This window comes from Pseudomonas sp. JBR1, assembly GCF_028198185.1.
Taxonomy (GTDB): domain Bacteria; phylum Pseudomonadota; class Gammaproteobacteria; order Pseudomonadales; family Pseudomonadaceae; genus Chryseomonas; species Chryseomonas oryzihabitans_E.
This window is the reverse complement of the sequence record NZ_CP116340.1, coordinates 2167147-2192464: the sequence shown is the minus strand read 5'-3', so window position 1 is coordinate 2192464 and position 25318 is coordinate 2167147. Positions and strand designations below refer to the sequence as shown.

24 protein-coding genes are annotated in these 25318 nt (G+C 67.2%); 8 read left to right on the top strand and 16 right to left on the bottom strand.

The features are described 5' to 3' along the window. Positions 1 to 251: 251 nt before the first annotated feature. The gene (locus tag PJ259_RS10145) at positions 252 to 689 is read left to right on the top strand and encodes a DUF4345 family protein (protein WP_059315800.1); all 438 of its coding nucleotides are present in this window, start codon (positions 252 to 254) and stop codon (positions 687 to 689) included. Here PJ259_RS10145 and PJ259_RS10140 read toward each other — a convergent pair whose 3' ends face one another. Continuing rightward, positions 690 to 1622, bottom strand: coding sequence for a LysR family transcriptional regulator (locus PJ259_RS10140; protein ID WP_059315799.1), 933 nt, complete (start codon positions 1620 to 1622; stop codon positions 690 to 692). It abuts the gene before it with no gap. A gap of 120 nt (positions 1623 to 1742) precedes the next feature. Between PJ259_RS10140 and fpr the strand changes: the two genes are divergently transcribed. Both fpr and PJ259_RS10130 read left to right on the top strand, forming a co-directional pair. Next, entirely contained in the window at positions 1743 to 2522 is a 780-nt protein-coding gene (fpr, locus tag PJ259_RS10135; protein ID WP_007160677.1) for a ferredoxin-NADP reductase, read from the top strand. A gap of 136 nt (positions 2523 to 2658) precedes the next feature. Next, entirely contained in the window at positions 2659 to 3345 is a 687-nt protein-coding gene (locus tag PJ259_RS10130) for a dihydrofolate reductase family protein (protein ID WP_271655667.1), read from the top strand. Here the strand turns inward: PJ259_RS10130 and PJ259_RS10125 are convergent. The 6 genes from PJ259_RS10125 to PJ259_RS10100 form a co-directional block, all read right to left on the bottom strand. Then, a complete protein-coding gene (locus PJ259_RS10125; RefSeq protein WP_271655666.1) occupies positions 3342 to 5555 on the bottom strand; it encodes a putative bifunctional diguanylate cyclase/phosphodiesterase in 2214 nt (737 codons plus the stop codon). The two genes, PJ259_RS10130 and PJ259_RS10125, sit on opposite strands and share 4 nt — an antisense overlap. Positions 5556 to 5909: 354 nt before the next feature. After that, entirely contained in the window at positions 5910 to 7286 is a 1377-nt protein-coding gene (gene ppnN, locus PJ259_RS10120) for a nucleotide 5'-monophosphate nucleosidase PpnN (protein ID WP_271655665.1), read from the bottom strand. A gap of 119 nt (positions 7287 to 7405) precedes the next feature. Beyond that, on the bottom strand, positions 7406 to 8101 hold the full coding sequence (tsaA, locus tag PJ259_RS10115; protein ID WP_271655664.1) for a tRNA (N6-threonylcarbamoyladenosine(37)-N6)-methyltransferase TrmO: 696 nt from the start codon (positions 8099 to 8101) through the stop codon (positions 7406 to 7408). A 31-nt stretch (positions 8102 to 8132) separates the two neighbouring features. Then, a complete protein-coding gene (locus PJ259_RS10110) occupies positions 8133 to 8405 on the bottom strand; it encodes a hypothetical protein (RefSeq protein ID WP_271655663.1) in 273 nt (90 codons plus the stop codon). Between the two features lie 69 nt (positions 8406 to 8474). Beyond that, complete coding sequence (locus PJ259_RS10105) at positions 8475 to 8597, bottom strand: hypothetical protein (RefSeq protein WP_271655662.1); 123 nt, start codon at positions 8595 to 8597, stop codon at positions 8475 to 8477. 74 nt (positions 8598 to 8671) lie between these two features. After that, a complete protein-coding gene (locus PJ259_RS10100) occupies positions 8672 to 9421 on the bottom strand; it encodes a haloacid dehalogenase type II (RefSeq protein ID WP_271655661.1) in 750 nt (249 codons plus the stop codon). 99 nt (positions 9422 to 9520) lie between these two features. Between PJ259_RS10100 and PJ259_RS10095 the strand changes: the two genes are divergently transcribed. Both PJ259_RS10095 and PJ259_RS10090 read left to right on the top strand, forming a co-directional pair. After that, a complete protein-coding gene (locus PJ259_RS10095) occupies positions 9521 to 10108 on the top strand; it encodes an HAD family hydrolase (RefSeq protein ID WP_271655660.1) in 588 nt (195 codons plus the stop codon). Between the two features lie 92 nt (positions 10109 to 10200). Beyond that, positions 10201 to 12396, top strand: a complete 2196-nt coding sequence (locus PJ259_RS10090; RefSeq protein ID WP_271655659.1) for a hybrid sensor histidine kinase/response regulator — start codon at positions 10201 to 10203, stop codon at positions 12394 to 12396. On the opposite strand, the gene PJ259_RS10085 is transcribed toward PJ259_RS10090, so the two are convergent. The 4 genes from PJ259_RS10085 to PJ259_RS10070 all read right to left on the bottom strand — a co-directional run bounded on the left by PJ259_RS10085 (position 12393) and on the right by PJ259_RS10070 (position 16628). After that, a complete protein-coding gene (locus PJ259_RS10085) occupies positions 12393 to 13394 on the bottom strand; it encodes an alpha/beta hydrolase (RefSeq protein WP_271655658.1) in 1002 nt (333 codons plus the stop codon). The two genes, PJ259_RS10090 and PJ259_RS10085, sit on opposite strands and share 4 nt — an antisense overlap. Positions 13395 to 13412: 18 nt before the next feature. Continuing rightward, entirely contained in the window at positions 13413 to 14273 is an 861-nt protein-coding gene (ypfJ, locus tag PJ259_RS10080; RefSeq protein WP_059315788.1) for a KPN_02809 family neutral zinc metallopeptidase, read from the bottom strand. A 118-nt stretch (positions 14274 to 14391) separates the two neighbouring features. Then, on the bottom strand, positions 14392 to 15459 hold the full coding sequence (locus PJ259_RS10075; RefSeq protein ID WP_271655657.1) for an NAD(P)-dependent alcohol dehydrogenase: 1068 nt from the start codon (positions 15457 to 15459) through the stop codon (positions 14392 to 14394). A gap of 236 nt (positions 15460 to 15695) precedes the next feature. Continuing rightward, complete coding sequence (locus PJ259_RS10070) at positions 15696 to 16628, bottom strand: LysR family transcriptional regulator (protein WP_271655656.1); 933 nt, start codon at positions 16626 to 16628, stop codon at positions 15696 to 15698. A gap of 165 nt (positions 16629 to 16793) precedes the next feature. On the opposite strand from PJ259_RS10070, the gene PJ259_RS10065 reads away from it, so the two are divergent. The 3 genes from PJ259_RS10065 to PJ259_RS10055 all read left to right on the top strand — a co-directional run bounded on the left by PJ259_RS10065 (position 16794) and on the right by PJ259_RS10055 (position 20089). Then, complete coding sequence (locus tag PJ259_RS10065; RefSeq protein WP_271655655.1) at positions 16794 to 17858, top strand: SDR family oxidoreductase; 1065 nt, start codon at positions 16794 to 16796, stop codon at positions 17856 to 17858. Positions 17859 to 17960: 102 nt separating this feature from the next. Then, entirely contained in the window at positions 17961 to 18731 is a 771-nt protein-coding gene (locus PJ259_RS10060) for a sulfite exporter TauE/SafE family protein (protein ID WP_271655654.1), read from the top strand. Between the two features lie 470 nt (positions 18732 to 19201). Beyond that, positions 19202 to 20089 carry an alpha/beta fold hydrolase gene (locus PJ259_RS10055; RefSeq protein WP_271655653.1) on the top strand — a complete coding sequence of 296 codons (888 nt, stop codon included), beginning with the start codon at positions 19202 to 19204 and terminating at the stop codon, positions 20087 to 20089. A 252-nt stretch (positions 20090 to 20341) separates the two neighbouring features. On the opposite strand, the gene PJ259_RS10050 is transcribed toward PJ259_RS10055, so the two are convergent. The 5 genes from PJ259_RS10050 to PJ259_RS10030 form a co-directional block, all read right to left on the bottom strand. Then, positions 20342 to 21313, bottom strand: coding sequence for a D-2-hydroxyacid dehydrogenase family protein (locus tag PJ259_RS10050; protein WP_271655652.1), 972 nt, complete (start codon positions 21311 to 21313; stop codon positions 20342 to 20344). Between the two features lie 145 nt (positions 21314 to 21458). Next, positions 21459 to 22265, bottom strand: a complete 807-nt coding sequence (locus PJ259_RS10045) for an ABC transporter ATP-binding protein (RefSeq protein WP_271655651.1) — start codon at positions 22263 to 22265, stop codon at positions 21459 to 21461. Further along, positions 22247 to 23260, bottom strand: coding sequence for a FecCD family ABC transporter permease (locus tag PJ259_RS10040; RefSeq protein WP_271655650.1), 1014 nt, complete (start codon positions 23258 to 23260; stop codon positions 22247 to 22249). The genes PJ259_RS10045 and PJ259_RS10040 overlap by 19 nt, the downstream gene beginning before the upstream one ends. Beyond that, positions 23257 to 24234, bottom strand: coding sequence for a FecCD family ABC transporter permease (locus PJ259_RS10035; protein ID WP_271655862.1), 978 nt, complete (start codon positions 24232 to 24234; stop codon positions 23257 to 23259). The genes PJ259_RS10040 and PJ259_RS10035 overlap by 4 nt, the downstream gene beginning before the upstream one ends. A gap of 59 nt (positions 24235 to 24293) precedes the next feature. Continuing rightward, positions 24294 to 25238 carry an ABC transporter substrate-binding protein gene (locus tag PJ259_RS10030; protein WP_271655649.1) on the bottom strand — a complete coding sequence of 315 codons (945 nt, stop codon included), beginning with the start codon at positions 25236 to 25238 and terminating at the stop codon, positions 24294 to 24296. Positions 25239 to 25318 lie beyond the last annotated feature (80 nt).

Genomic DNA, 25318 nt, shown 5'->3' with positions numbered 1-25318 from the left:
TCCCTGCGCGGGGCGCCTTGGCTAGTGTGGTGTTTCAGAGGTTCGCGCAAGAATTGGCGAGTGATTTTGCATTGGCGAGGCGCCCCGACGAGTCATGGCAGGGCTATGGCGAGGAGTGGCAACGCCGCCAGGACGGTCCGCCGCTGCGGCCGAAAAGGCGCCGCCAAAAGTGTGCAGTTAACCTCTGGAACACCACACTGGCTACACTGGAGCGACTGTCATCCACCTCTGGCCCCAAGGAGAAACGGGGAATGTCCGAGCTTAGCTTCGCACGTCTGGTGTTGGGTCTGCAGGCCCTGGTCTGGTTTGGACTCGCCCTGGCGCACTGGTTCTATCCCTACGAGATGGCCAATGCCCGCGGCATGGTGCTGATGGATTCGGCGTCGGTGGCCGAGGCGCGGGTCTGGTATGGCGGCATGCAGTTCGCCCTGGCGCTGTTCGCCGTGCTGGCCTTTCGCCGGGCGGAGTGGCTGTCGGCCGGGCTGTTGCTGGTGGCCTTCGTGCAGCTGACGCTGTTCGTGGTACGCCTGATCAGCGGCGTGCTGGGCGAGTCGGCCACCGCCGAGCTGGATCTCTATTCCCAGGGCTATCGCCTGGTCATCGGCATCCTCGCCCTGCTGGCGCTGCGCGCCCACCGCCGCCACGAGCAGCGGGAGCTGGAGAATCGCCGGATCTACCAGGGCCAGTAACTAGCGCCCTGGCCGGGGCCGCGCGGTGTCGATCTGATCGCTGCGGCTCAGGCCCAGGGTCAGCTGCCGGCAGAGGTCGAGGAATTCGACCATGGCCCCGGTCTGGTACTTCTGCTTGTGCCAGATGAAACAGAATTGCCGGCGCAGATCCAGCGTCGGGGTCTCGATGGGTACCAGGGTGCCGCGGGCGAAGGCGTCGCGCAGCGCCAGCCGTGACAGGCAACCGATACCCAGCCCCGATTCCACCGCCCGCAAGATGGCCTCGGTGTGCTCCAGCTCCAGGCGTACGTCCAGCGGCTGGGCATGATGGCGCATGGCCTGGTCGAAGGTCAGCCGGGTACCGGAGCCCTGTTCGCGCAGGATCCAGGCCTGGGCTTCCAACTCGGCCTGCGCGGCCTGGGTACCCGCCAGGGTGTGTCCGGGCGCGCAGAACACCACCAGTTCATCCTCGATCCAGGGCTGCACCTCCAGGTCCGGGTGCTGGCAATCGCCCTCGATCAGGCCGAGGTCGATGTCATGGTTGGCGATCCGCTGCACCACGCTGGCGGTGTTGTGCACATGCAGGCGGACCCGGCAATCGGGATGCCGCTGCATGAAGTCACCCAACAGCAGGGTGGCCAGGTAGTTGCCGATGGTGAGGGTGGCGCCGACCTCCAGGGAGCCGAAGCCGGTCTTGCCGCGCAGCAGATTCTCCACCTCGGCGCTGCGGTCCAGCAGGGCCACCGCCTTGGGTAGCAGCTGACGACCCAGGGCGTTGAGTGTCAAACGCTTGCCGGCGCGGTCGAACACCCGGCAGTCGAATTGCCGTTCCAGTTCGCCCAGGGCGGTACTGGTAGCCGACTGCGACAAACTGAGCGCCTCGGCCGCGCGGGAAACGCTTTCCTGGCGGGCCACGGCGACGAAGACCTCGAGTTGACGCAACGTGAATCTCATATCTGCCTTTTGGATAACCTATATTCGAATTATTCATTTCACGGATATTTTCCCCCTCTATAAACTGTCGCGCAATTTCTATCCAGCCCCGGGCTGTACCGATTTTTCCTGGAGTCATCGATGAGCAACCTGTACACCGAGCGCGTCCTGAGCGTTCATCACTGGAACGACACCCTGTTCAGCTTCAAGACCACCCGCAATGCGGGCCTGCGTTTCGAGAACGGTCAGTTCGTGATGATCGGCCTGGAGACCGAAGGTGGTCGTCCGCTGATGCGTGCCTACAGCATCGCCAGCCCCAACTACGAAGAGCACCTGGAGTTCTTCAGCATCAAGGTGCCGGACGGCCCCCTGACCTCGCGCCTGCAGCACCTCAAGGAAGGCGACAACCTGATGGTCAGCCGCAAGCCCACCGGCACCCTGATCCTCAGTGACCTCAAGCCCGCCAAGCACCTCTATCTGCTGAGCACCGGCACCGGCATGGCGCCCTTCCTGAGCACCATCCAGGATCCGGAAACCTACGAGCGCTTCGAAAAGGTGATCCTGGTCCACGGCGTGCGCTACGTGAACGAGCTGGCCTATGCCGACTTCATCACCAAGACCCTGCCGGAGCACGAATTCATCGGCGACCTGGTCCGCGAGAAGCTGATCTACTACCCTCTGGTCACCCGTGAGGAATTCCGCAACCAGGGTCGTCAGACCGACCTGATGCGCAGCGGCAAGCTGTTCGCGGACATCGGCCTGCCGCCGATCAATCCGCAGGACGACCGCGCCATGATCTGCGGCAGCCCGAGCATGCTGGACGAGACCAGCGCCGTGCTGAACGAATTCGGCCTGACCATCTCGCCGCGCATGGGCGATCCGGGCGACTACCTGATCGAACGCGCCTTCGTCGAGAAGTAACGCCACAAGCTCCACGAAAACCCGCCCTCCGGCGGGTTTTTCATGTGCGCAGCCAGTTGGGCTGAACTCCCCCGGCGTCGGGCCGGTCGGTTTCTGCAGGGCGTGTCATGGCGACACGCCACTGCTGGGAGCCCCCATGAAGCCCTATGTGATCTGCCATATGATGTCGTCGGTCGACGGTCACGCCCTCACCGACGGCTGGGACCGTACCCTCAAGAAACAGGCCGATACGACCTACGAGCGCCTGGCCGAGCGCTTCGACTTCGATGCCTGGGCCTGCGGCCGGGTGACCATGGAAGAGATCGCCCACGGCGAGGGTTATCCCACGGGCGTCGCCCAGGCGCCCATCCCGCGCACCCACCACTTTGCCAAGCGCGATGCCAGCAAGTACGCCATCGCCATCGATCCCCAGGGCAAGGTGGCCTGGAAAAAGAACGAGGCGCTGGATTCCCACGTGGTGGCGGTGCTCTCCGAAGCGGTGAGCGACGATTACCTGGCGCATCTGCAGAGCATCGGTGCCTCCTATGTCTTCGGCGGCAAGCAGGAGCTGGACCTGGCTGCGGTGCTGGAACTGCTCAACACCGAGCTGGGCATCGAGCGGCTGGTGGTGGAGGGCGGTCCCCACGTCAGCGGCTCCTTTGTCGCCGCCGGCCTGGTGGACGAGATCAGCGTGCTGATCATCCCACTGGTGGATGGTCGCGGCGCGCACCCGGCGTCCTTTGAAATCGCCGAGCAGGTCTGGCAGCAGCCGCTGTACCTAAGTCTGGATTCCGCCGAGGCCCAGGACGATGGCAGCGTCTGGCTGCGTTATCGTCGCGCCTAGCCGAGCGCCTTTGCCAGGGCCAGGGCGTCCGCCCCGGCCTCTAGCGGACAGATCCCGCTGGCATAGCGCGCGATCACCTCGGGTACCTGGGCCAAGGGTACCGGCCGGCTGATGTGATAGCCCTGGATGAAATCGCAGCCCAGGGCGCACAGCAGGCGCAGTTGCTCCAGGTGTTCGACACCCTCGGCGGTGACCTTGAGCTTGAGTGGCCGAGCCATGCCGATGATGGCCTGGACGATCTGGTGGTCGGCATTGCCCTCGACCAGCCCGGTGATGAAGGAACGGTCGATCTTCACGGTGTCGATGGGCAGGCGCTTGAGATAGGCCAACGACGAATAACCGGTGCCGAAATCGTCGATGGATACCGTCACGCCCAGGTCGCGGATGCGTTGCAGCAACTCGGCGGTGGGCTGGACATTCTTCACCAGGGCGTTCTCGGTCACCTCCAGCTCCAGTCGCCGTGGTGACAACCGGTGATCGTCCAGGCGCCAGGCGATCTGGCCGGGCAGGGCGTCGTTGCTCAGGCTCAGGGCCGAGCAGTTGACCGCGATGCGCAGGTCGGTGAGACCCGCGGCGGTCAGGTCGGCAAGGTCCCGGCAGGCACGCTTGAGTACCCAGGCATCCAGCTCCTCGATGAAGCCATTGGCCTCGGCGACGCCAAGAAAGAAGTTGGGCGCCAGTAGGCCAAGGCGGGGATGATCCCAGCGAATCAGGGCTTCGGCCTTGTCCAGGTGGCCGCTGGCGACGTCGAGGATCGGCTGGTAGTAGAGCTGCAGACCGCGCTCCTCGACCAGTGCCTCACGCAGTTCGGCCTCCAGCTCCAGTTGCAGCGAGATCTTCTCGCGCAGGGTCTCGTCAAAGAAGCTGTAGGTGTTGCGCCCGTTACCCTTGGACAGATAGAGCGCCAGGTCCGCGCTCTTGAGCAGCTCTTCGCAACAGCCACCATCGCGGGGATAGAGGCTGATGCCGATGCTGGTGGTCATCACCAGCGGGCGGCTACCGATGGTGATCGGATTGCGCAGTCGCTCCAGGATGCGCTGGGCGAGATGGCGTGCCTCGTCCGGCCCGGCGAGGCTGGCCAGGATGCAGAATTCGTCACCACCGAAGCGGGCTACCAGATCACCGTCGCGGACCGCGTCGCGGATGATCTTGGCCATGGCCACCAGCAACTGGTCGCCAGCGTCGTGACCGAGGCTGTCATTGATGCGCTTGAAGTGATCGATGTCGAGAAACATCACCGCCAGGCTGCGATTCTGCTGGGCATGGCGGTCGAGAATCTCGGCGAAGGCCTGGTTGAAGGAGCGCCGATTGTGCAGGTCGGTGAGAGGGTCGTAGTGCGCGGCCTGCTGCAGTGAGGCCCGGGCTTCGTCGAGCTGGCCGACCAGGGAGTTGACCCGCTCCAGGTCGTTTTCCTTGCGCTGTAGCTGGCGATCCGCCCAGGCTGCGCCCAGGCCACCTATCACCAGCAGCAGGGCGATGATGGCGATGCCCACGCCGAGCTGCCAGGAATTGCTGGCCCCTTGTAGCGGCCCCTCGGCCTGGGCGGGCGCGATCAGCACCATGGACCACATGCCGGTGAAGTGCATGGCGGCGATGGCCAGGCCCATCACCAGGGCGGTGGCCATGCGCAGCCAGCGATAGATGCCGGTGTAGTGGCGACGAAAGATCTGGATCAGTTGCAGAGCGGCGAAGCTGGCGCCCACGGCGATGGCGATCGACAGCAGGAAGGGCGCCGGACGATAGAGCACCACCGCTTCGGTATGGGCGGCGGCCATGCCGGTGTAGTGCATGAACACGATGCCCACGCTCAGCACCAGACCGGCCTTGAGCCGCTGGCCAAGGGTAAGGTCGGGCTGGCTGAGGGCGGGCATGGCCATGAGGCCGGCCAGCACCACGATCAGCAGCGAGGCCAGGGTGACGAAGAGGTCGTAATGCACCCGGGTAGGCACGGTGAAGGCCAGCATGGCGATGAAGTGCATGCCCCAGACGCCGAAGCCGAAACTCAGGGCGCCCATCAGGCTCCAGGCACGTCGCCGGGCCATGGTACGGGTCTGGCCGATGCGCTCGGCGAACACCAGGGTGACATAGCAGGCGCTGACCGCGACCAGGTAGGCGAGCGCCACCAACCAGGCATCATGCTGGCCGTGCAGGTGCACCTGGTCTTGGGTGAGAGGGGCGACCAGAAAGTCGAGTCCCAACCAGTTGTTCATTCCGTTGCCTCGGCAGGAAATCCAGCGCGACTGAACGAAGGCTGCCCGATCGGAGCTCGTCGATCCGGGCAGTCTTCACCACGGCAGTCGCCGCTTTGGGTTTAGCTTGCCTTGCCCTATCGGCGCGGTGAAGAGGGGCTTTAACGCACACCCAGGCAGTTAGCGCGCGAGGTTTTTTTCCAAGCAGGCAGAGGGCGTTGGAAACGCGCCGGTCGAGCAAGGCGGAGCGCTCTAGATAGCTAGCTAGCGACTTTTTGATGGCACTTGGCCGGCAAATCGACCGTTCGTCGAGCGGGGTGATGACGAACGGTCGAGTGCGGGAAAAACCGGCCGAAAAGACCGGCGTGAAAGGATTCAGCTGACCACGCGGTAGCAGGGCTCGTAGGCCGCGCCGCCCGGTAGCTTCATGCGGTGCTGCTCGACGAAGGCCTGCAGCAGCCGGTCCAGCGGGCGCATGATGTCGGGATCGCCATGGATCTCGTAAGGCCCGCGTTCCTCGATCAGCTGGATGCCCTTGGCCTTGACGTTGCCCGCAACGATGCCGGAAAAGGCGCGCCGCAGGTTGGCCGCCAGTTCGTGGGGCGGCACGGCATGGGTCAGCTGCAGAGCCGCCATGTTCTCGTGAGTGGGATCGAAAGGACGCTGGAAGCCTTCCTCGATGCGCAGCAACCAGTTGAAGTGGAAGGCATCGTGACGCTCGCGGCGGAACTGCTTGACCGCCTTGAGGCCCTGGGCCATCTGCCGCGCCACCTCGACCGGATCATTGACCACGATCTGGTAGTGGCGCTGGGCGGCTTCGCCCAGGGTGGCGCCGATGAAGGCGTGCAGTTGCTCCAGATAGGGCGCGGCGCTCTGCGGACCGGTGAGTACAACGGGGAAGGGGATGTCTCTGTTGTCCGGGTGCATGAGGATGCCCAGCAGGTAGAGGAACTCCTCCGCCGTGCCGGCGCCGCCGGGAAAGATGATGATGCCGTGGCCCGCGCGGACGAAGGCCTCCAGGCGTTTCTCGATGTCCGGCAGGATCACCAGTTCGTTGACGATGGGGTTGGGCGCCTCGGCGGCGATGATGCCTGGCTCGGTAAGGCCCAGGTAGCGACCACCTTGGATGCGCTGCTTGGCGTGGGCGATGGTGGCGCCCTTCATCGGCCCCTTCATCACGCCCGGGCCGCAGCCGGTGCAGATGTCCAGGCTGCGCAGGCCGAGTTCGTGACCGACCTTCTTGGTGTACTTGTATTCCTCGGTGCTGATGGAGTGACCACCCCAGCAGACCACCATCTTGGGTTCGACCCCTGCACGCAGGGTGCGGGCGTTGCGCAGCAGGTGGAAGACGTAGTCGGTGATGCCCTCGGAGCTCTCCAGGTCGATGCGCAGACTGCTCTGCTCGCTCTCGGTGTAGACGATGTCACGCAGGGCGCTGAACAGCATCTCGCGGGTGCTGGCGATCATCTCGCCGTCGACGAAGGCATCGGCCGGAGCGTTGACCAGTTCCAGGCGGACGCCGCGGTCCTGCTGGTGGATACGGATCTCGAAATCCTGGTAGGCCTCGAGGATGGTCTTGGCGTTGTCGCTGTGGGCGCCGGTGTTGAGGATGGCCAGGGCGCACTGGCGAAAGAGCTGGTAAAGCGTGCCCGAGCCGGCGGCGCTGAGCTGCTGGACCTCGCGCTGGGAAAGGGTCTCCAGACTGCCCTTGGGGCTGACCTGAGCGTTGATGACCTGTCTGCTTGGAGCCATAGATGCTTCCCTATCGGTGATACGGCCGAACGGCGACCGTAGCCGGATGCGGACCGCTTCATGCGATCCGGCACTGTCATTGTTGGGGGCGCGGGCGCCGGAATGCAAACGGGGCCGTGTCAGACCGCGGCGGTCACGTCCAGCACCTGGATGGAGGCCGCGGTTGGATAGTGCCAGTGCACCTCCACATCCCACAGCCGCACTCCGTAGCGCCGCTCGGGCGTCGGCGTCTGGTAGGCCGGTCGCGGATCCTGGGCCAGGCACTGCTCGATCAGCTCGGCGAGGGGTTCGCCCAGGCGCTGGCCATGGGCCTCGGCCTGGGCGCGCGCGGCCGCCGCCCAACTGACCGCCAGTGCGGGCGGTGGCGCCTCGGCGATGGCGTTGTGGGCGCCCGGAGGGCTGTCGGCATAGGGCACATAGGGCTTGATGTCGAGCACCGGGGTGCCATCGAGCAGATCGAGGCCCGAGAGCAGCAGCCGTCCTGGTTCGAGGCCGTCGAGGCGAACTACCGACTGGCCGATGCCGTTGGGTCTGTGGGTGGCGCGGGTAGCGAAGACGCCCAGGTAGCGATTGCCCCCCAGGCGCGGCGGTCGCACCCGCAGGCGCGGCTGGCTTTCTAGGGCCTGATGGAAGAGGAACAGCAGCCAGACGTGGCTGACGCCTTCCAGGCCCTCCACCGCCTCGGGACGGTCGAAAGGCGGCAGCAGTTCCAACACGCCGCGGGCGGCTGGCGCCAGGGCCGGCTGCCGGGGAATGGCGAACTTCTCCTTGAAGCAGGAACGGACGTGGCCGATGGGGGTGACGCTGTGCTGCATGGGACTGGGCCGTCTGATGCGGGGTCGACCATTATGCCCTGCTCGAGCCCTCCGGTAGCGTGGCGGCCTGGGCATCGTGCGCGTTGCGCCGCACGCCGCGCAGGTTCATCGCCGCCAGGCCCAGCTGGAGCATGATCAGCGCATAGGCTTCGGCCTGCAGGCCCCAGGCGATCCACAGGCCGTTGCTCAGGAGAAACACCCAGAAGCCCAGGTTGCGCCGGCCCTGGCGCTGGGAGGCCACCAGCCAGGCGGCGAGCAGGGTGATGGCCATGGCCGGCCATTGCAGCAGATCGAGCATTTCCATGGATGACCTTCAAAAGAGTGACTAATGAAGGTGAGCCTCTGGAGCCGTCCCGAGTTCCGGGCAGGGGGATCAGGGCGCCGGATGGCGCGCCTGGGCGTAGGCGATGAAACCCTCGATGTCCGGGCTGCACAGCCGTTCGCCAGCGGCGAGGATGTCCGCCTCCGGCCAGTCCCACCAGGCGATGTCGAGCAAGGCCTGAAGATACCTTGCTCGTCTAGCCTGCCAAAGGCCCTAGGGAGAATTCAGGCGTCGCTCAATCGCTGGGTTCAGCGCTGACTGCTGTCCTGGTCGGGGACCATGCCGGTCGCTGGCAATCCCAGCTGGTCGGCCAGGTCCTGCAGATCGCTCGCGTCGATATCCCAGCCGCCGGCCGAGATCTCGCCGCCGGCAGAGCCCTTTTCACGCGGGCGCTGGATGAAGGCGGTGGCCAGGCCCAGCTCCTTGGCTGCCTGCAGGTCGCCGTTGTGGGCGGCGCAGAGCATCACCTGCCCGGGTTGCAGATCGAGCAGGGCGCAGGCGCCCAGGTACACCTCCGCGGCCGGCTTGTAGTGCCGGAACAGATCGGCGCCGAACAGCATGTCCCAGGGCAGTCCGGCATGGCGCGCCATGTCCAGCAGGAGGCTGACGTTGCCATTGGACAGGGCGCAGACGGGGTAGCCCTGGCGCAGCCGCTGCAGGCCCGGCACGGCATCGGGCCAGGGATCGAGGCGATGCCAGAGGCGATTGACCCAGGCCACCTCGGCATCGGTCAGGCCGACCAGGCCGTGGCGTGGCAGCAGTTCGTCCAGTGCCAGGCGATGAACGTCGTCGAGGGGCAGCCAGGGCAGGCTGCGTGCCTCGATCTGCGGCAGGATGGCCTCGTAGGCTTCGGCGCGCCAGGCATCGGCCAGCCGCTCCCAGTCGCCCTGGACGCCATGCTTGGCGGACAGCCCCTGCAGGCCGTTGACCAGGCTGCCGCGCCAGTCCACCACGGTGCCGAAGACATCGAAAAGTAGCGCCCGAACGGTCGTCGTCATGGGTAGACTCCTGCAGAAGGTTGTCTCCACCAGACGGAACACCCGTGACCAGGGTTCCCCCCGAGTGCCCGAAGGTCACCCCTGCCAAAGGATCTCCGCATGACGCTGCGTCACCTCAGCCACTGGGTGTTCGACCTGGACGGCACCCTCACCCTGGCGGTACACGACTTCGCCGCCATTCGCCGCCACCTGGGTATTCCCGAGCAGGCCGACATCCTGCATCACCTGGCCGACCTGCCGGCCACCGAGCGCGAGGCCAAGCACGCCTGGCTGTTCGAGCACGAGCGGGAACTGGCCGTCGCCGCCCGCCCGGCGCCGGGCGCCGTGGACCTGGTGCGCGCGCTGCATGAACGCGGCTGCCACCTGGGCATCCTGACCCGCAACGCGCGCGACCTGGCGTTGCTGACCCTGGCGGCCATCGGCTTGGAAGACTGCTTCGAGCCTGCCGCCGTGCTCGGCCGCGACGAGGCCCCGCCCAAGCCCCATCCGGGTGGCCTGCTGCATCTCGCCGAGCGCTGGCAGGTGGCGCCCGCCAGCCTGGTGATGATCGGCGATCACCGCTATGACCTGGAATGTGGGCGAGCGGCGGGCTGCCGTACGCTGCAGGTCAACCAGCCTGGCGATCCCTGGCCGGCATCGCGCGACCAGCGTTTCGAGGACTGCACGGAAATCCTGGCGGCGCTTTGACGCTGTTAAAACGTCCACTAGGCGCAAATAGTCTGTCGGTTGCCTGGGGGATGGCTAAGATGCTGACTTTGGATTCATGCCAGGCCAGTCGTATGAGCCTTCAGCGATCTTCCAGCGATCAGCAGCCTGCCGGTGACCTGCGCCAGTACGAGCGCCAGACGCTGGAAAGCCTTGCCACCGGGTTGCCGTTGGCCAACGTGCTGCATGCCTTGATGCAACGGGTGGAGCATCTGGCGCAGGTGCGCCTGCATGCCTGCATCCTGCTGCTCAGCGATGACGGTCGTTTCTTGCAGGACGGGATCGCGCCGAGCCTGCCGGACGCCTACAGCCGCGATCTCGGTCGGCTGGAAATAGGTCCGCAGGCGGGTTCCTGCGGCACCGCCGCCTACCGGCGCGAAGCCGTCTATGTCGAGGACATTGCCCGCGATCCGCTGTGGGCCGGCGCTCGGGACCTGGCACTACGTTACGGCCTGCGCGCCTGTTGGTCGATGCCGCTGCTGGCCCTGGATGGCCGGCTGCTGGGCACCTTCGCCAACTATTTCCTGGAGCCGCGGCGCCCTCTGGCCGCCGAGCGCGACGCCTTTCGCCTGGTTACCGAGACCGCGGCCTTGGCCATCGAGCGTCATCAGGCGGATCTGCAGCTGCGCGAGAGCGAAGACCACTATCGGCACCTGGTGGAGCTCAATCCGCAATACACCTGGACCTGTGACCCCAGCGGCCGCCTCATGGTCTTCTCGCCACGCTGGCAGCTGCTGACCGGCCAGAGTGACTTGCAGGCCGAGGACTTCTGGACGCTGCTGCATCCGGATGACCGCCTGGTGACCCGGCGAGCCTGGGACGCGGCGTGCCGCGCCGGCCATGCCTACGATCAGGAGCATCGGGTGCGGCTGGCGGATGGCAGCCATTGCTGGATGCGCACCCGCGCCTATCCGCGCCGCGACGAGGCCGGGCGGGTGATCCGCTGGTATGGTACCAGCGAGGACATCGACGACCGTCGCGAGGCCGAGGAAGCATTGCGCCGCGAGCGCGCCACTCTGGAGGTCCAGGTGCAGGCGCGTACCGCCGAGCTGGAGGAGCGCAACCGCCAGCTGCACGAGGAGATGCACAGTCGCGCCCAGGCCGAGGAGCTGCTGCGCCAGGCGCAGAAGATGGAGGCTGTGGGCCAGCTCACTGGCGGCATCGCCCATGATTTCAACAATCTCCTGGCCGGCATCCAGGCCAGCCTGGATCTGTTGCGCCGCCGGTTGCCGGCGGAGGCCCTGGCTGGCGTCGGTGGGCTGCTCGATACCGCGACCCAATCGGTGGGGCGAGGCGCCAGTCTCACCCATCGCCTGCTGGCCTTTTCCCGCCGGCAGACGCTCAATCCCCAGGCGGTCGACGTGGCCCGACTGATCGGCGACTTCCAGGAGTTGCTGCTGCACAGCCTGGGGCCGCAGATTCGCTGCCAACTCGATCTGGATGCCAGGCTCTGGCCGGTCGAGGCCGATCCCCACCAGCTGGAAAATGCCCTGCTCAACCTGGCCATCAACAGCCGCGATGCCATGCCCGCGGGCGGTACCCTGACCATCAGCGCGCGCAACTGGGTACAGCATGATGCCGACCCGGCGTTGCCAGCGGGTGATTACCTGCTGATCGAGGTCGCTGACGACGGCGTGGGCATGTCTCCGGAGGTGCTGGAGCGGGTGTTCGAACCCTTCTTTACCACCAAGCCCGTGGGCCAGGGGTCCGGGCTGGGACTGTCCATGATCTATGGTTTCGTGCGGCAGTCCCGTGGCCAGGTGAACGTGACCAGTACGCCGGGGCAGGGCTGTCGGGTGAGCCTGCTCCTGCCGCGTCATCCGACCCCGCCGATCCGCGTGCCCCTGGCCGCCTCCAGCGCTAAGGTGGCCCGCGCGCTGCCTAGCGTCCGGGTGCTGCTGGTGGAGGACGATGCAGTCATTCGCGAGTTGCTGGTGCAGCTGTTCGTCGACCAGGGCTGGCGTTATCGCGATGCGGTCGATGCCGACGCGGCGCTGGAGGCGCTGCGCGAAGGCGAGGGCTTCGACCTGCTGATCACCGACGTCGGGTTGCCGGGGCTGAACGGCCGGCTGCTGGCCAACGCGGCCCGTACCCTGCGCCCGCACCTGCCGGTCCTCTTCATCACGGGGTATGCGGCGGGCAGCGAGCCGCCCGTGCCCCTGATCGGTGAGCGGATGGTCGTATTGGCCAAGCCCTTCACCCTGGATGCCTTCGTCGCCAGAGTGCAGGACATCCTCAGTACCACTGAACGACTGGGTTTCGAGGGCTAGCCGCCAACGCCGAACAGCGCCCGGCGGCCTGCAGCGGAGGTGAAGATGGCATCGCCGTTGTGACCGACGCCGGGCACCTCCACCAGTTGCTGGCGCAGCCCAGGATGACGGTCTTGCAGGTAACGGTAGTAATTCAGCCCGCGTGCCAGACGATAGGGGCCCTGGGCTTCGGCGGCGCAGCTCTTGTCCAACGCCGGATGCTGCGGATTGGTATCACGGGCGCCAAGCAGGTAGGTGATGTCCAGGCCCACATAGTGCTGCTCCAGACTCGCCGCAGAGCGCCCTTCGGCATAGGTCGGCAAGCCCTGCATCCCATATTTCCAGGTGTCGAAATCCGCGCAGGCGGCCGCGCTGGCGAAGGGCACAAGCCGGCCCTGGGCATCGGGTCGCTGGCCATCGAAATAGGCATAGGACGACGGGTTGGCCACCACGAATCTCAGGCGGATGCCGCTGCTGGCCAGTTGGCGCTCACCCTGGCCCAGGACGGCGTAGCGCTGCACCACCTGGCCACCGCCGGAATGGCCGGCGATCACCACCTCCTGCAGATTGGGCAGGTGCTGGCGGTCCGCCAGGCGAGCGAGGAGGGCGTCGAACACCGCGAAACTGCTCAAGGGTCGCGGGCCCAGGGCGGGCTCGCCGCCCATCCAGGCGTTCCCTTGCCAGCGCAGCAGGTCGTCAGGCAATCGATGACGCTGGATATCCGTTTCGTTGAGAAACTGCGGGGCGATCACCAGGGTATCCGCGCCTGCTCCCGCCGCCGCCGTGGTTGTCTCGCCGGAGCGGAAATAGGTCGCGGCATTGCGCAGGCGGCCATGGACGATCACCAGGGCGCGGCGAATTTCCGGGTGCGGCTGATTCCAGTCGGTGGACAGCTGCAATGCGGCCTGCGCCTGACCGATCGGCAAGCGGTCGTCGACGATACGGGCAACGCCTTCGTGAGGCGCCGCCAGGACGGAGCCCCAGGCCAGCGCCAGGCACAGCGCGAGCAGCCGATGCATCGAGGATCTCCCGGGGGATCAGAGCGCCTTGGCGGCGAAGGTGTCGCAGCTCTCCACCTTGCCACTGTCGAAGCCCGCGCGGAACCACTTGACCCGTTGCGCCGAGCTGCCATGGGTAAAGGAGTCCGGCACCACGCGACCCTGGGACTGGCGTTGCAGGCGGTCGTCGCCAATGGCGTTGGCGGCGTTCAGGGCTTTTTCCAGGTCGCCCGGCTCCAGCCAGTTCAAGCGTTTCTGGGCGTCGTTGGCCCAGACCCCGGCATAGCAGTCGGCCTGCAGTTCCAGCCGCACCGACAACCCGGTGGCACCTTCGGTGGGGATGCCACGGCGACGGGCCGCTTCCATCTTGCTGGTGGTGCCGGTGAGGTTCTGCACATGGTGCCCGACCTCGTGGGCGATGACATAGGCACGGGCGAAGTCGCCATCGGCGCCGAAGCGCTGCTGCAGTTCCTGGAAGAAGGTGAGGTCCAGGTAGACCTTGCTGTCCGCCGGGCAATAGAAGGGGCCACTGGCCGCCGTGGCGCCACCGCAACCGGATTGCACCTGGCCGTTGAACAGCACCAGCTTGGGCGGCTGATACTGCTCGCCATGGGCCTGGAAGATGCGCGTCCAGGTATTTTCGGTCTCGCCCAGCACCACGCGGACGAAATCCACCTGGCGATTGTCCGCCGGGGCGGTGGTCTGCTGCTGGCTCGGCGCGCTCTGGCCGCTGAGGCTGATCAGGTTGCCCAGGATCTGCGTCGGGCTCTGGCCGCTGAGCAGGCCGAACACCACCACCAGGGCCACGCCGCCCAGGCCCAGGCCGCCGCCGATTTTCATGCCGCGTCCACCGCTGGCCTGTTCTACATTGTCGCTACGTTGTCCCTTGTCCCACTGCATGGCGGCCGCCTCGTTATTGTCGTCATCGCTAGGACCGCAGGGCGCGCCAAAAATGCGTTACCGGAAATGACAACGCCCGCGACGGGCGCGGGCGTTGTCGGCGGAACGGAGCGCGGGATCAGGCCGCGGTCTGGCCCTGCTTGAGGCTTTGCATGTCGATCACGAAGCGATACTTCACATCGCTCTTGAGCATGCGCTCATAGGCTTCGTTGATGTCCTGGATGGCGATCTGCTCGATGTCCGAGACGATGCCGTGCTTGGCGCAGAAATCCAGCATCTCCTGGGTCTCGCGGATACCACCGATGAGCGAACCGGCCAGCTGGCGGCGCTTCATCACCAGGTTGAACACGCTGGGCGCCGGGTGCGGCTCGGCGGGTACGCCGACCAGGGTCATGGTGCCGTCCCACTTGAGCAGGGTGAGGAAGGCGTCCAGGTTATGCGGCGCGGCCACGGTGTTGAGGATGAAGTCGAAGCTGTTGGCGTGCGCGGCCATCTCGTCTTCGTTCTTCGAGACCACCACTTCGTCGGCGCCCAGACGCAGGGCGTCGTCCTTCTTGTTGGCGCTGGTGGTGAAGAGCACCACATGGGCACCCATGGCGTGGGCGATCTTCACGCCCATGTGGCCCAGGCCACCCAGACCGACAATGCCGACCTTCTTGCCCGGACCGACCTTCCAGTGGGCCAGCGGCGAGTAGGTGGTGATGCCGGCGCACAGCAGCGGTGCCACGGCGGCCAGGTTCTCGGTGTGACTCACCTTGAGCACGAACTTCTCGTTCACCACGATGTGGTCGGAGTAGCCGCCCTGGGTGTTTTCGCTGCCACCGTAGAGGTTGCCGTTGTAGGTGCCGGTGAAGCCGTTCTCGCAATAGGACTCTTCGCCGGCATCACAGGGCGCGCAGTGCTGGCAGCTGTCGACCATGCAGCCGACGCCGACGCTGTCGCCGACCTTGAAGTTCTTCACGTGGGCACCGACCGCGGTAACGGTGCCAACGATCTCGTGGCCGGGCACGGACGGGAAGAGGGTGTTGTTCCACTCGTTGCGTGCGGTGTGCAGGTCGGAATGGCAGACGCCGCAGAAGAGGATGTCGATCTGCACGTCGTGGGCGCCCGGCTCGCGGCGCTCGAAGGAGAAGGGCGCCAGGGGCTGGTCGGCGGACTGGGCAGCGTAGCCTTGGGCTTGGCTCATGAGATACCTCATCTAGATGGTGGAACAGGGGCGGCCAGGCGGGCCTGGCCAGCTAGCAAACCATCGATCCTGCGCAGCCAGGCACGGCGGCGCCAATCGATCGTCTCGATAATCGTCATGCCGCCCATCGATGGAACTCGGGTCAGGCAGGGGTACGACGTTTTACGACCGGGGTGTCTGGGACGATGTTCCCGTGGCGCACGGCCTGGTACGACGCAGCCGTCGACCGGTCGTGCCTAGCGGGACATCCGCGGCGCCACGGTAGGCAACAGGCGCGTGGCCAGGTGGTCGAGCAGCAGCCGGACCCGGGGCAGGGTCTCGCGACTGCGCGGCCATACCAGGTTGATCGGCGAGCCGTCGACGGCATGCTCGGGCAGCACATCGACCAGGGCGCCAGTGGCCAGGTGCTCGGCGATCAGCCAGGTCGGCAGCTGGGCGATGCCATGGCCAGCCAGCGCCGCCAGCACCTCGCCTTCGCCATCGCCCACTACCAGCCGCGGCTGGAACACCCAGCGTTCGCTATCGCCCGGCTGCTCGCCGCGCAGCTGCCAGGGGCTGACCAGGCCGTCGGCCTGGCGAAAGCCGATGCACTGATGATCGACCAGGTCGGTCGGGGTCTGGGGGCGGCCATGCTGGGCAAGATAGGCCGGAGCGGCGCAGAAGACCTGGCGCTGGGTACCGAGGAAACGATGCCCCAGGCTGGCCGGCCAGGCATCGGAGCCGCCGATGCGCACCAGGATGTCGATGCCCTCGTGCACCGGATCGACGAAGCGATCGGCGAACGACAGATCCGGTTGCAGCAGGGGATAGCGGTGCAGCAGCTCCAGGATCAGCGGCAGTACGTGCAGGCGGCCATAGGAAGCGGGCAGGTCGATGCGCACCCGGCCATGGGGCTCGCCGTCCTGAGCGGTCAGCCCTAGCTCGGCCTGTTCCAGCTCGGCCAGCACCCCGGTGCAGGTGCGATAGAAACTGGCGCCGGCCTCGGTCAGGCTCAGGCGGCGGGTGGTGCGCTGGAACAGCCGCACGCCCAGCCGGCTTTCCAATCGCGCCACGCTCTTGCCGACGGCCGAACCGGTCAGATTGAGCCGCTCGCCGGCGGCGGTGAAGCTGCCGAGATCGGCCACGGTGACAAAGACGTCGAGCCCCTTGAGGCGTTCGGAAGAATACAAGGCAGGTTCCTTATTGCGGAATCTGATTCCGTTGAAAGAGGAATTTATACCCAGGATACGCCGTTAATTCTCCAATAGGCTGGAATCAACCCTGAGACAAGGCACTCCCTTATCTACAGCGCCTGCGACTGCCGCAGGCTCTCTCTCAACCCTATTGGAGGTTTCATGCGCAAGGGCACTGCTCTTATCGTTGGCGTTACCGGCATTTCCGGCTACAACCTGGCCCACACCCTGGTGGCGTCGGGCTGGACGGTCTATGGCCTGGCCCGTAAACCCGTGGCCCAGGAAGGCGTCATCCCGGTCGCCGCCGACCTGCTGGATGCCGAGTCCACCCGCCAGGCCCTGGCCGGCCTGCCGATCAGCCACGTGTTCTTCTGCACCTGGACCCGCCGTGACACCGAGAAGGAAAACGTCGAGGCCAATGGCGCCATGATGAACAACCTCTGCCAGGCCCTGGCCGGCGCGCCGCTGCAGCACCTGGCGCTGGTCACCGGCACCAAGCACTACCTGGGTTCCTTCGAGGAATACGGCAGCGGCAAGGCCGAGACGCCCTTCCGCGAAAGCGAACCGCGCCAGCCCGGCGCCAACTTCTACTACACCCTGGAAGACATTCTCTTCGCCGCCGCCGAGCAGCATGGCTTCGGCTGGAGCGTGCACCGCTCCCACAGCATGATCGGCCAGGCCAAGGGCACCAACGCCATGAACATGGGCCTGACCCTGGCGGTCTACGCCTCCCTGTGCAAGGCCACCGGCCAGCCCTTCGTCTTTCCCGGCTCCCGTACCCAGTGGGACAGCCTGACCGACGTCACCGATGCCGGCCTGTTGGCCGAGCAGCTGGAGTGGGCGGCCCTGGCACCGGCGGCGCGCAACCAGGCGTTCAACACCGTCAATGGCGATGTCTTCCGCTGGCGCTGGCTGTGGAGCGAAATCGCCGCCTTCTTCGACCTGGAGCCGGCACCCTATCCCGAGCAGCCCATGCCGCTGGAAGCGCGGATGAAGGACACGGCCCCGGCGCAGTGGCGCAAGCTGGCCGAGGAGCACGACCTGGTGGAAGCCGATGTCGACAAGCTCGCTTCCTGGTGGCACAGCGACGCCGACCTGGGTCGCGAGCTCGAATGCCTCAACGACATGACCAAGAGTCGTGACCTGGGCTTCTTCGGCTATCGCGACACCCGGGCGAGCTTTCTCGACCTCTTCACCCGCCTCAGAGCCCAGCGCCTGATTCCCTGAGCCGCTCTGGATCGCCGGTTCCCGTGAACGCGGGCAGCCGGCGGTTTTCACGAGCCGTTCCGGGGGCGCAGAATGCGATTTCCTGTCGCAGGATGCGCTCCCATGCTCGAAACCCTCGCTGCCCTCGTTCCCGCCTTTAGCCCGCTCGACTGGCTGTTCATCGAAGCCATCGTGGTCCTGGCCTACCTGATCTTCGGCGTGGCCGGTTTCGGCAGCGCCCTGGTCGCAGGTCCCTTGCTCACCAGCTGGATGCCGCTGTCGCGCATCGTGCCGCTGCTAGTGATGCTGGATTTCCTCGCCTCCTTTCATAACTGGCTGCCGGATCGCCGCGCCATTGCCGGGCGCGAACTCAGGCGATTGCTGCCCATGCTGCTGCTCGGCGCCGCCCTGGGCACCTACCTGCTGATGCGCACCGATGCCCGGCTGCTGATGCTCTGGCTGGGCCTCTTCGTGGTCGCCTATTCCACCTACAGCCTGCTCACGCCCAAGGGTTTTCGCCAGCTGGCGCCGGCCTGGTCGATCCCAGCAGGTGGCGTCGGAGGCCTGTGCGGCGCCCTGTTCGGCAGCGGCGGCTTTCTCTATGCGCTCTATCTCAACGGCCGCCTGGAAGACAAGAACGCCATCCGCGGCACCCAGAGCTTTCTCATCGGCTGCAGCGCCTCCATTCGCATCGTCCTGCTGCTGATCGCCGGCGCCTACAGCGACGGCAGCCTGCTGCTGCTCGCCGTCTGCCTGCTGCCGGCCATGTTGCTCGGCGGCTGGATCGGTCGCCACCTGCAACGGCGCCTGTCCCGCGAGCGCTTCACCCGGCTGGTGACCTGGCTGGTGCTGGTCTCGGGCGTGACCCTGATCGGACGGTATCTGGCGGGGTAGCCAGGTCATCCTGGGTGGAGGACCCGTAGGTTGGGTTGAGACCGCTCCATCGTCGAAGCCCAGCGCCAGGCCGCACAGTGGAATGTTGGGCTTCGCTGCGCTCAGCGCCAACCTACGTCGCTGGCGACCCTGATCGGACGGTATCGGGCGGGGTAGTCAGGTCATCCTGGGCAGGGGACCCGTAGGTTGGGTCGAGACGGCTTCATCGTCGAAGCCCAACGAGGCCGGATCCCCGCGTTGGGCTTCGCTGCGCTCAACCCAAGCTACGTCGCTGATCGCGGCCATGCCGGTACGCCGTAGCGACCGCTCCTACGGGAAACGGATACTCCTGTAGGAGCGGCCCATGGCCGCGATGCTCTTGGATCGCCATAGGATGGAAAACCGCCTGGCGTTTTCCACGACGCCTCGACGTCGGGAACTCCCAAGCCCACCTGAGTCTCCGCTCTAGAGCCCCTTTGCGGAGAACTCCCATGCTCACCTCCATCCAGGCAGGCGTATTGGACGTGACCTATCAGGTCCAAGGACCGGAAAATGGCCCGCTGGTCCTGCTGCTGCACGGCTTTCCCTACGACATCCACGCCTACGATGAGGTGGCCGACGAACTGGCCGCCGAGGACTGCCGGGTCTATGTGCCCTACCTGCGTGGCTATGGCGCGACGCGCTATCTGAGCGCCGACACCCCACGCTCCGGCCAGCAGGCCGCCCTGGCCCACGACGTCCTTTCGCTGCTCGATGCCCTGGGGCTTGAGCGGGCGACCCTGGCCGGCTATGACTGGGGCGGTCGCGCCGCCGGTATCGTGGCCGCGCTCTGGCCGGAACGGGTCGCGGGGCTGGTGCTGGGCGACGGCTATCCGATCCAGGACATCGCCACTGCCGCTACCCAGCCTGGCGCCCCGGAGGCGGAATTGCGCTATTGGTACCAGTACTACTTCCACGGTGAGCGGGGCCGTGCAGGCCTGGCGGCCCATCGCCGCGACTTCTGTCGACTGCTCTGGTCACTGTGGTCGCCCAGCTGGCACTTCAGCGACACCACCTATGCGCTTACCGCCGCAGCCTTCGACAATCCCGATTTCGTCGACACCGTGATCCACTCCTATCGCCACCGCTATGGCCTCGCGCCGGATGATCCGGCCTATGCCGAGACCGAGCGCCGGCTCGCCACGCAGCCGCCCATCAGCGTGCCCACCACGGTATTGGCCGGCGCCGACGACGGCGTGACGAAGGTACAAGGCGAAACCGTTGTAGCCCGGCATTTCCGTGGGCCTTTCCGCTACGAGGTGGTGCCCGGGTGCGGCCACAACATTCCCCAGGAAGCGCCCGCTGCCTTCGCCGCCGCGGTAAGGGAGCGGCGGCCGTAGGTTGGGCTGAGACGGCTCCATCGTCGAAGCCCAACGCCAGACCGCGCCGTGGACTGTTGGGCTTCGCTGCGCCCAACGCCAACCTACGCTGAAAGGCACCCAATTCGTAGGTTGGGCTAAGAAGGCTCCATCGTCGAAGCCCAACAGGTGCGGTAAAGCCAGAGCCGTGGAAAACGCCGCGCGGTTTTCCACCCTACGGAGATTCGAGCGTAGGGTGGACAACGGCGCAGCCTTATCCACTCGCACCCGGCCCTACCGTCCCAACACCTCCGGATTCGCCAGGCCGGTCGGTTCGCCGGCGAAGAAGCCCACCAGATTGGCGAAGGCTTCGCCGAAATAGAGTTCGTAGCTGTGCTTTTCCACATAGCCCAGGTGCGGCGTGCAGAGCACCTGGGGATGGGCGAGCAGGGGATCGTCCGGCGCCACGGGTTCCTGCTCGAACACATCCAGCGCCGCCTGGCCGGGATGCCCCAGCTCCAGTGCGGTGAGCAGGGCACCTGGTTCGACCAGGCCGGCGCGGGCGGTGTTGACCAGCAGGGCAGTCTTCTTCATCCGTGCCAGGTCCTCGGCGCGCACGCAGCCGCGGCTGCGCTCGCTATATCGCAGGTGCAGGCTGATGACATCGGCCTCGGCGAAGAAAGACTCCTGGCTGGTCGCTGCGCGATGGCCGTCGGCTTCGGCGCGGGCACGCGAGGCCTCGCTGCCCCAGACCAGCACCGGCATGCCGAAGGCCTGGCCGTAGCGCGCCAGGCGCTGGCCGATCCTGCCGTAGCCCCAGATGCCAAGGATCTGCCCATCCAGCCGCTCGCCCAGGTTGACCTGCCAACGCCCGGCATAGAGAGCGTCGATGGCCGGCTTGAGCTTGCGGCGGGCCATGAGGATCAGGGTCCAGGTCAGCTCGGCGGTGGAGACCGGCGAGCCGCTGCCTTCGCACACCGCCACGCCCTGGCGAGTGCAGGCGGCCACGTCGAGGTGGGCGGTGGCCTTGCCGGTCTGGCTGATCAGCTTGAGCCGGGGCAGGTGCGCCAGCAGCTCGGCGTCGACGCGGGTGCGCTCACGGGTCAGCACCAGGGCATCGGCATCGCGGAAGCGCTCCACCAGCACCTTGGGATCACGCTCGGCGTCGTGATAGAGCGTCACCTGATGCCCGGCGCGCTGGAGCAGGGGGTAGCAATCCAGGGTTTCGACGACGTGCTGGTAGTCGTCCGGGATGACGATATGCATGGCGGGCTCCGTTGTTGTTCTGGACCGCCAGTGGAGCACCTGCAAGGTCGTCCGACAAGATGGTAGCGCGACGGTGGACAAGGCTGCGCCGTTGTCCACCCTACCGGTAGCCTGGAAACCGCGCAGCGTTTTCCGGGACCTGCTTTTAATAGGGAATCACCAGCGGCGTACCCGCCAGGGGATTTTCGATCACCGCGCATTTGAGGCCGTACAGCGCCTCGATCAGCTCGGGGGTGACGATCTGCGCCGGCGGCCCCTCGGCGAGGATGCGCCCGGCGCGCAGGGCGATGATGTGGTCGGCGTAGCGACAGGCCTGGTTGAGGTCGTGCAGCACCGCCACCAGGGTGCGGCCACCCGCGCGATTGAGGCGGCAGAGCAACTCCATCAGCTCCACCTGGTGGGCGATGTCCAGGAAGGTCGTGGGCTCGTCGAGCAGCAGCAGCGGCGTCTCCTGGGCCAAGGCCAGGGCGATCCATACCCGTTGGCGCTGGCCGCCGGAAAGGCTGTCCACCGCGCGCTCGGCCAGTTCCAGGGTATTGGTGGCTTCCAGGGCGTGCTGCACCGCCGCCTCGTCGGCATCCGTCCAGCCGGCGAAGGCCTGCCGATGGGGATGGCGCCCGCGGGCGACCAGGTCGCTGACCAGGATGTCGTCCGGGGCCACGGCGCTCTGCGGCAGCAGGCCGATGCGCCGCGCCACCTCGCGGGTGGGCAGGTCCTGAATCAGCCGGCCGTCCAGGCGCACCTCGCCGGCGCTGGGGCGGATCAGTCGCGCCAGGCTGCGCAGCAGGGTCGACTTGCCGCAGCCGTTGGGGCCGATGATGACGGTGAAACGGCCATCGGGCAGCCGCACGTCGAGATCGGCGCAGATCGGCTGGCCGCCATAGCCCACGGTCAGACGGTGGGCGGCGAGGCGGCTGGGGGAAGCGTCTTGGCTCATGAGGTCCGCCGCCATTCGCGGCTCAGCAGAAAGATCAGATAGAGGCCGCCCAGGGCGCCGGTGAGCAGCCCGACCGGAATCTGGAAGGGTGCCAGCAGCCGCTGGGCCAGCAGATCGGCGAGCGCCGTGAGGCAGGCGCCGAGCAGGGCGGGGGCGAGGATGCCCAGATCGGCGCTGCGGGTCAGGCGCCGGGCCAGCTGGGGCGCTGCCAGGGCGACGAAGCCGATGGGGCCGGCGGTGGCGATGGCCAGGGCGGCCAGGGCCACCGCGACGGCCAGCAGCAGATTCTGGCTGGGCAGTACGGCCAGGCCCAGGGCTCGGGCCAGGTCGTCGCCCAGCTCCAGCAGGCGCAGCCGGCGCGCCAGCCAGGCGGCCAGCGGCAGCAGCAACAGGCAGCCGGCGAGCAGGGTCAGGGTGCGGCTCCAGGTCATCATGTCCAGGCTGCCGAACAGCCAGAGCCGGGCTTCCTGGGCTTCGTCCAGCTCGGCGCGGGTCAGCAGGTATTCGTTGAGCGAGGCGAGCAGGGCGCTGACGGCGATACCGAGCAGGATCATCCGCTCGCCACGGATGCCGGCCAGACCGGCGAGCCCGGCCACCAGCACCGCCGCCAGCAGACCGCCGGTGAGGGCGCCCAGCATCAGTGCCGCGCCGCCCAGTTGCAGCCAGAGCAGGGTGATGAGGGCGCCGCTGGCCGAGCCGACGGTAAAGCCCACCAGGTCCGGACTAGCCAGCGGATTGCGCGCCAGCCGCTGGAAGATGGCGCCACTCGCGCCGAGGGCCGCACCGACGCCAAAGGCCGCCAGCAGCCGTGGCAGGCGCAGGTCCAGCAGGATCAGGCGGGCCAGGGCATCACCCTGGCCCATGAGGGTGGCGACCACCCGGTGCGGCGTCGGCGCGAAGGCGCCGCCGCTGAGGGTCAGGGTGCAGATGCCAATGGCTGCCAGCATGAGCAGCAACAGGCAGGCCTTGAAGCGTGCCGAGCGCCGTGGCGCGAAACGATGGCGACTCAAGGGCGCACCCGGCGGGCGGAGCGGATGATCAAGGCGAGCAACACTGGGGTGCCGAGCAGGGCACAGACGATTCCGGCCTCCAGTTCGCCCGGCAGGGCCACGCGGCGGCCCAGGGTATCGGCCAGCAACAGCAGATTGGCACCGGCCAGGGGCGCCAGCGCCAGGATCCAGCGCCAGTCGGCGCCCACCAGCAGGCGCAGGGCGTGGGGCACCACCAGCCCCAGGAAGCCGATGGGGCCGGCCACCGCGGTGGCGGCACCGCACAGCAGCACGATGGCGACGAAGGCCAGCAGGCGTAGCTGCCCCGGCCGGGCGCCGAGGGCGCGACCCAGGTCATCGCCCAGGGCCAGGGCATTGAGGCGGCCGCCCAGGGGGAGGCTCAGCAGCAGGCCAATCAGCAGCAAGGGCAGGATAGTGAGGGCGCCGCCCGGTGTCTGGCCGCTCAGGGCGCCTACCGCCCAGAAGCGATAGCTGTCGAACACCGCGCTGTCGAACAGGGTGATGATGCCGGTGCAGGCGTTGAGGCTGGCGCTCAGGGCGATGCCGGCGAGGATCAGCCGCAGCGGCTGGCCGCGAGCCGGCGCGCTGCCGCCGAGCAGATAGACCAGGCCAGCAGCCAGGGCCGCCCCCAGCAGGGCACAGGCCAGGCGCGTCGGGGCATCGTCCAGCCCCACCAGCGACAGCCCGGCCACCACCGCGAAGGCCGCCCCGGCGTTGATGCCCAACAGCCCGGGATCGGCCAGGGGATTGCGCGTTAGCGCCTGCATCAGGGCACCGGCCAGGCCCAGGGCGGCGCCCACCAACAGCCCGAGCAGGGTGCGCGGCAGCCGCAGTTCCCAGAGCACCACGGCATCGGTGGAACCATCGGGCGCGAAGAGCAGGTGCAGGAGGTGCGCCGCCGACAGCGGCCGAGCGCCTATGCCCAGGCTCGCCACCACCGCCAGCGCCAGGACGATCAGCAGCAGGAGCAGCACCAGGGCGCCTCGGGCAGAGGAGGCACCCTGGGTAGCGCGCGTGACTCGGGCCGGCTGGGTCATGCCACCCCCAGAGCGGTAGCGACCGTCGTTACCACCTGGCGCGCGGCCAGGGGGCCGGCATTGAGGTAGAAGGCGTCGGTATCCACGCGAATGGCCCTGGCCTCGCGCACCGCTTCCAGCCGGGGCCACAGCGGCTGCCGCGCCAGGCTGGCCAGGGCGGTGCCCTGTTCGGCATAGAACAGCCAGTCGGCGTCGGCGAGATCCAGCAACTCGGTGCTGACATCCCGCGAGGTACCCTTGAAGCGCTGGGCCGCCGGGCGCGTCACGCCCATGGCCTGCAGCAGCCCACCGGCGAAGGAGTCCGCCCCCATCAGGCGCAGCCGGGCGCCACTGGAAAACAGCAGGGAGGCGGAGGGCGGCTGCGTTCCCAGGCGCTGCGTCATGCCGGCGAGATCCCGGTCCAGGTCCGCCAATAGGCGCTCCGCTTGTTGCCGCCGCCCCAAGGCATCGGCCAGCAAAAGGAAGTCCGGCCGCCAGTTGCCACCGGTGCCGCGCGCCACCACTGTGGGGGCGATCCGCGAGAACAGCTCCAGGCCGCCGGCCGCGAGCACGCTGCGATTGAGCACGATCAGATCCGGCGCCAGTCGTGCCAGGGCCTCCAGGTCCGGCGCCTGGCGACTGCCCAGATCGACCATGGCCTCCAGCTCGTTGGCGCGGCTGGCAAAGGCGGTGCGCAGATAGCCCGGCGCCAGGTCGCGATTGTCCACCCGGGTGGTGCCGGCCGGGATCACGCCCAGGCTCAGGGCGGCGTCCAGCTGGCCGGTGGAAATCACCGCTACCCGCTGGGGCGCGCGGAGGAGGGTGGTGCTGCCCACCACATGCTCTACCTGTCGTGGAAACTCGCCATCGGCGACCGCCGCACGCGCGAACACCCGACCGGGCAGGCCGGCGAGCAAGGCGGTACCGGTGGCGAGCTGGAGAAAGGCGCGACGATCGAGCATGACGGGGACTGGCTGAAGACCGAAAGAGGCCCGCCAGGCGGGCCGAGGCCCCGTGACGGGGCGGCTAGGATAGAGCATCA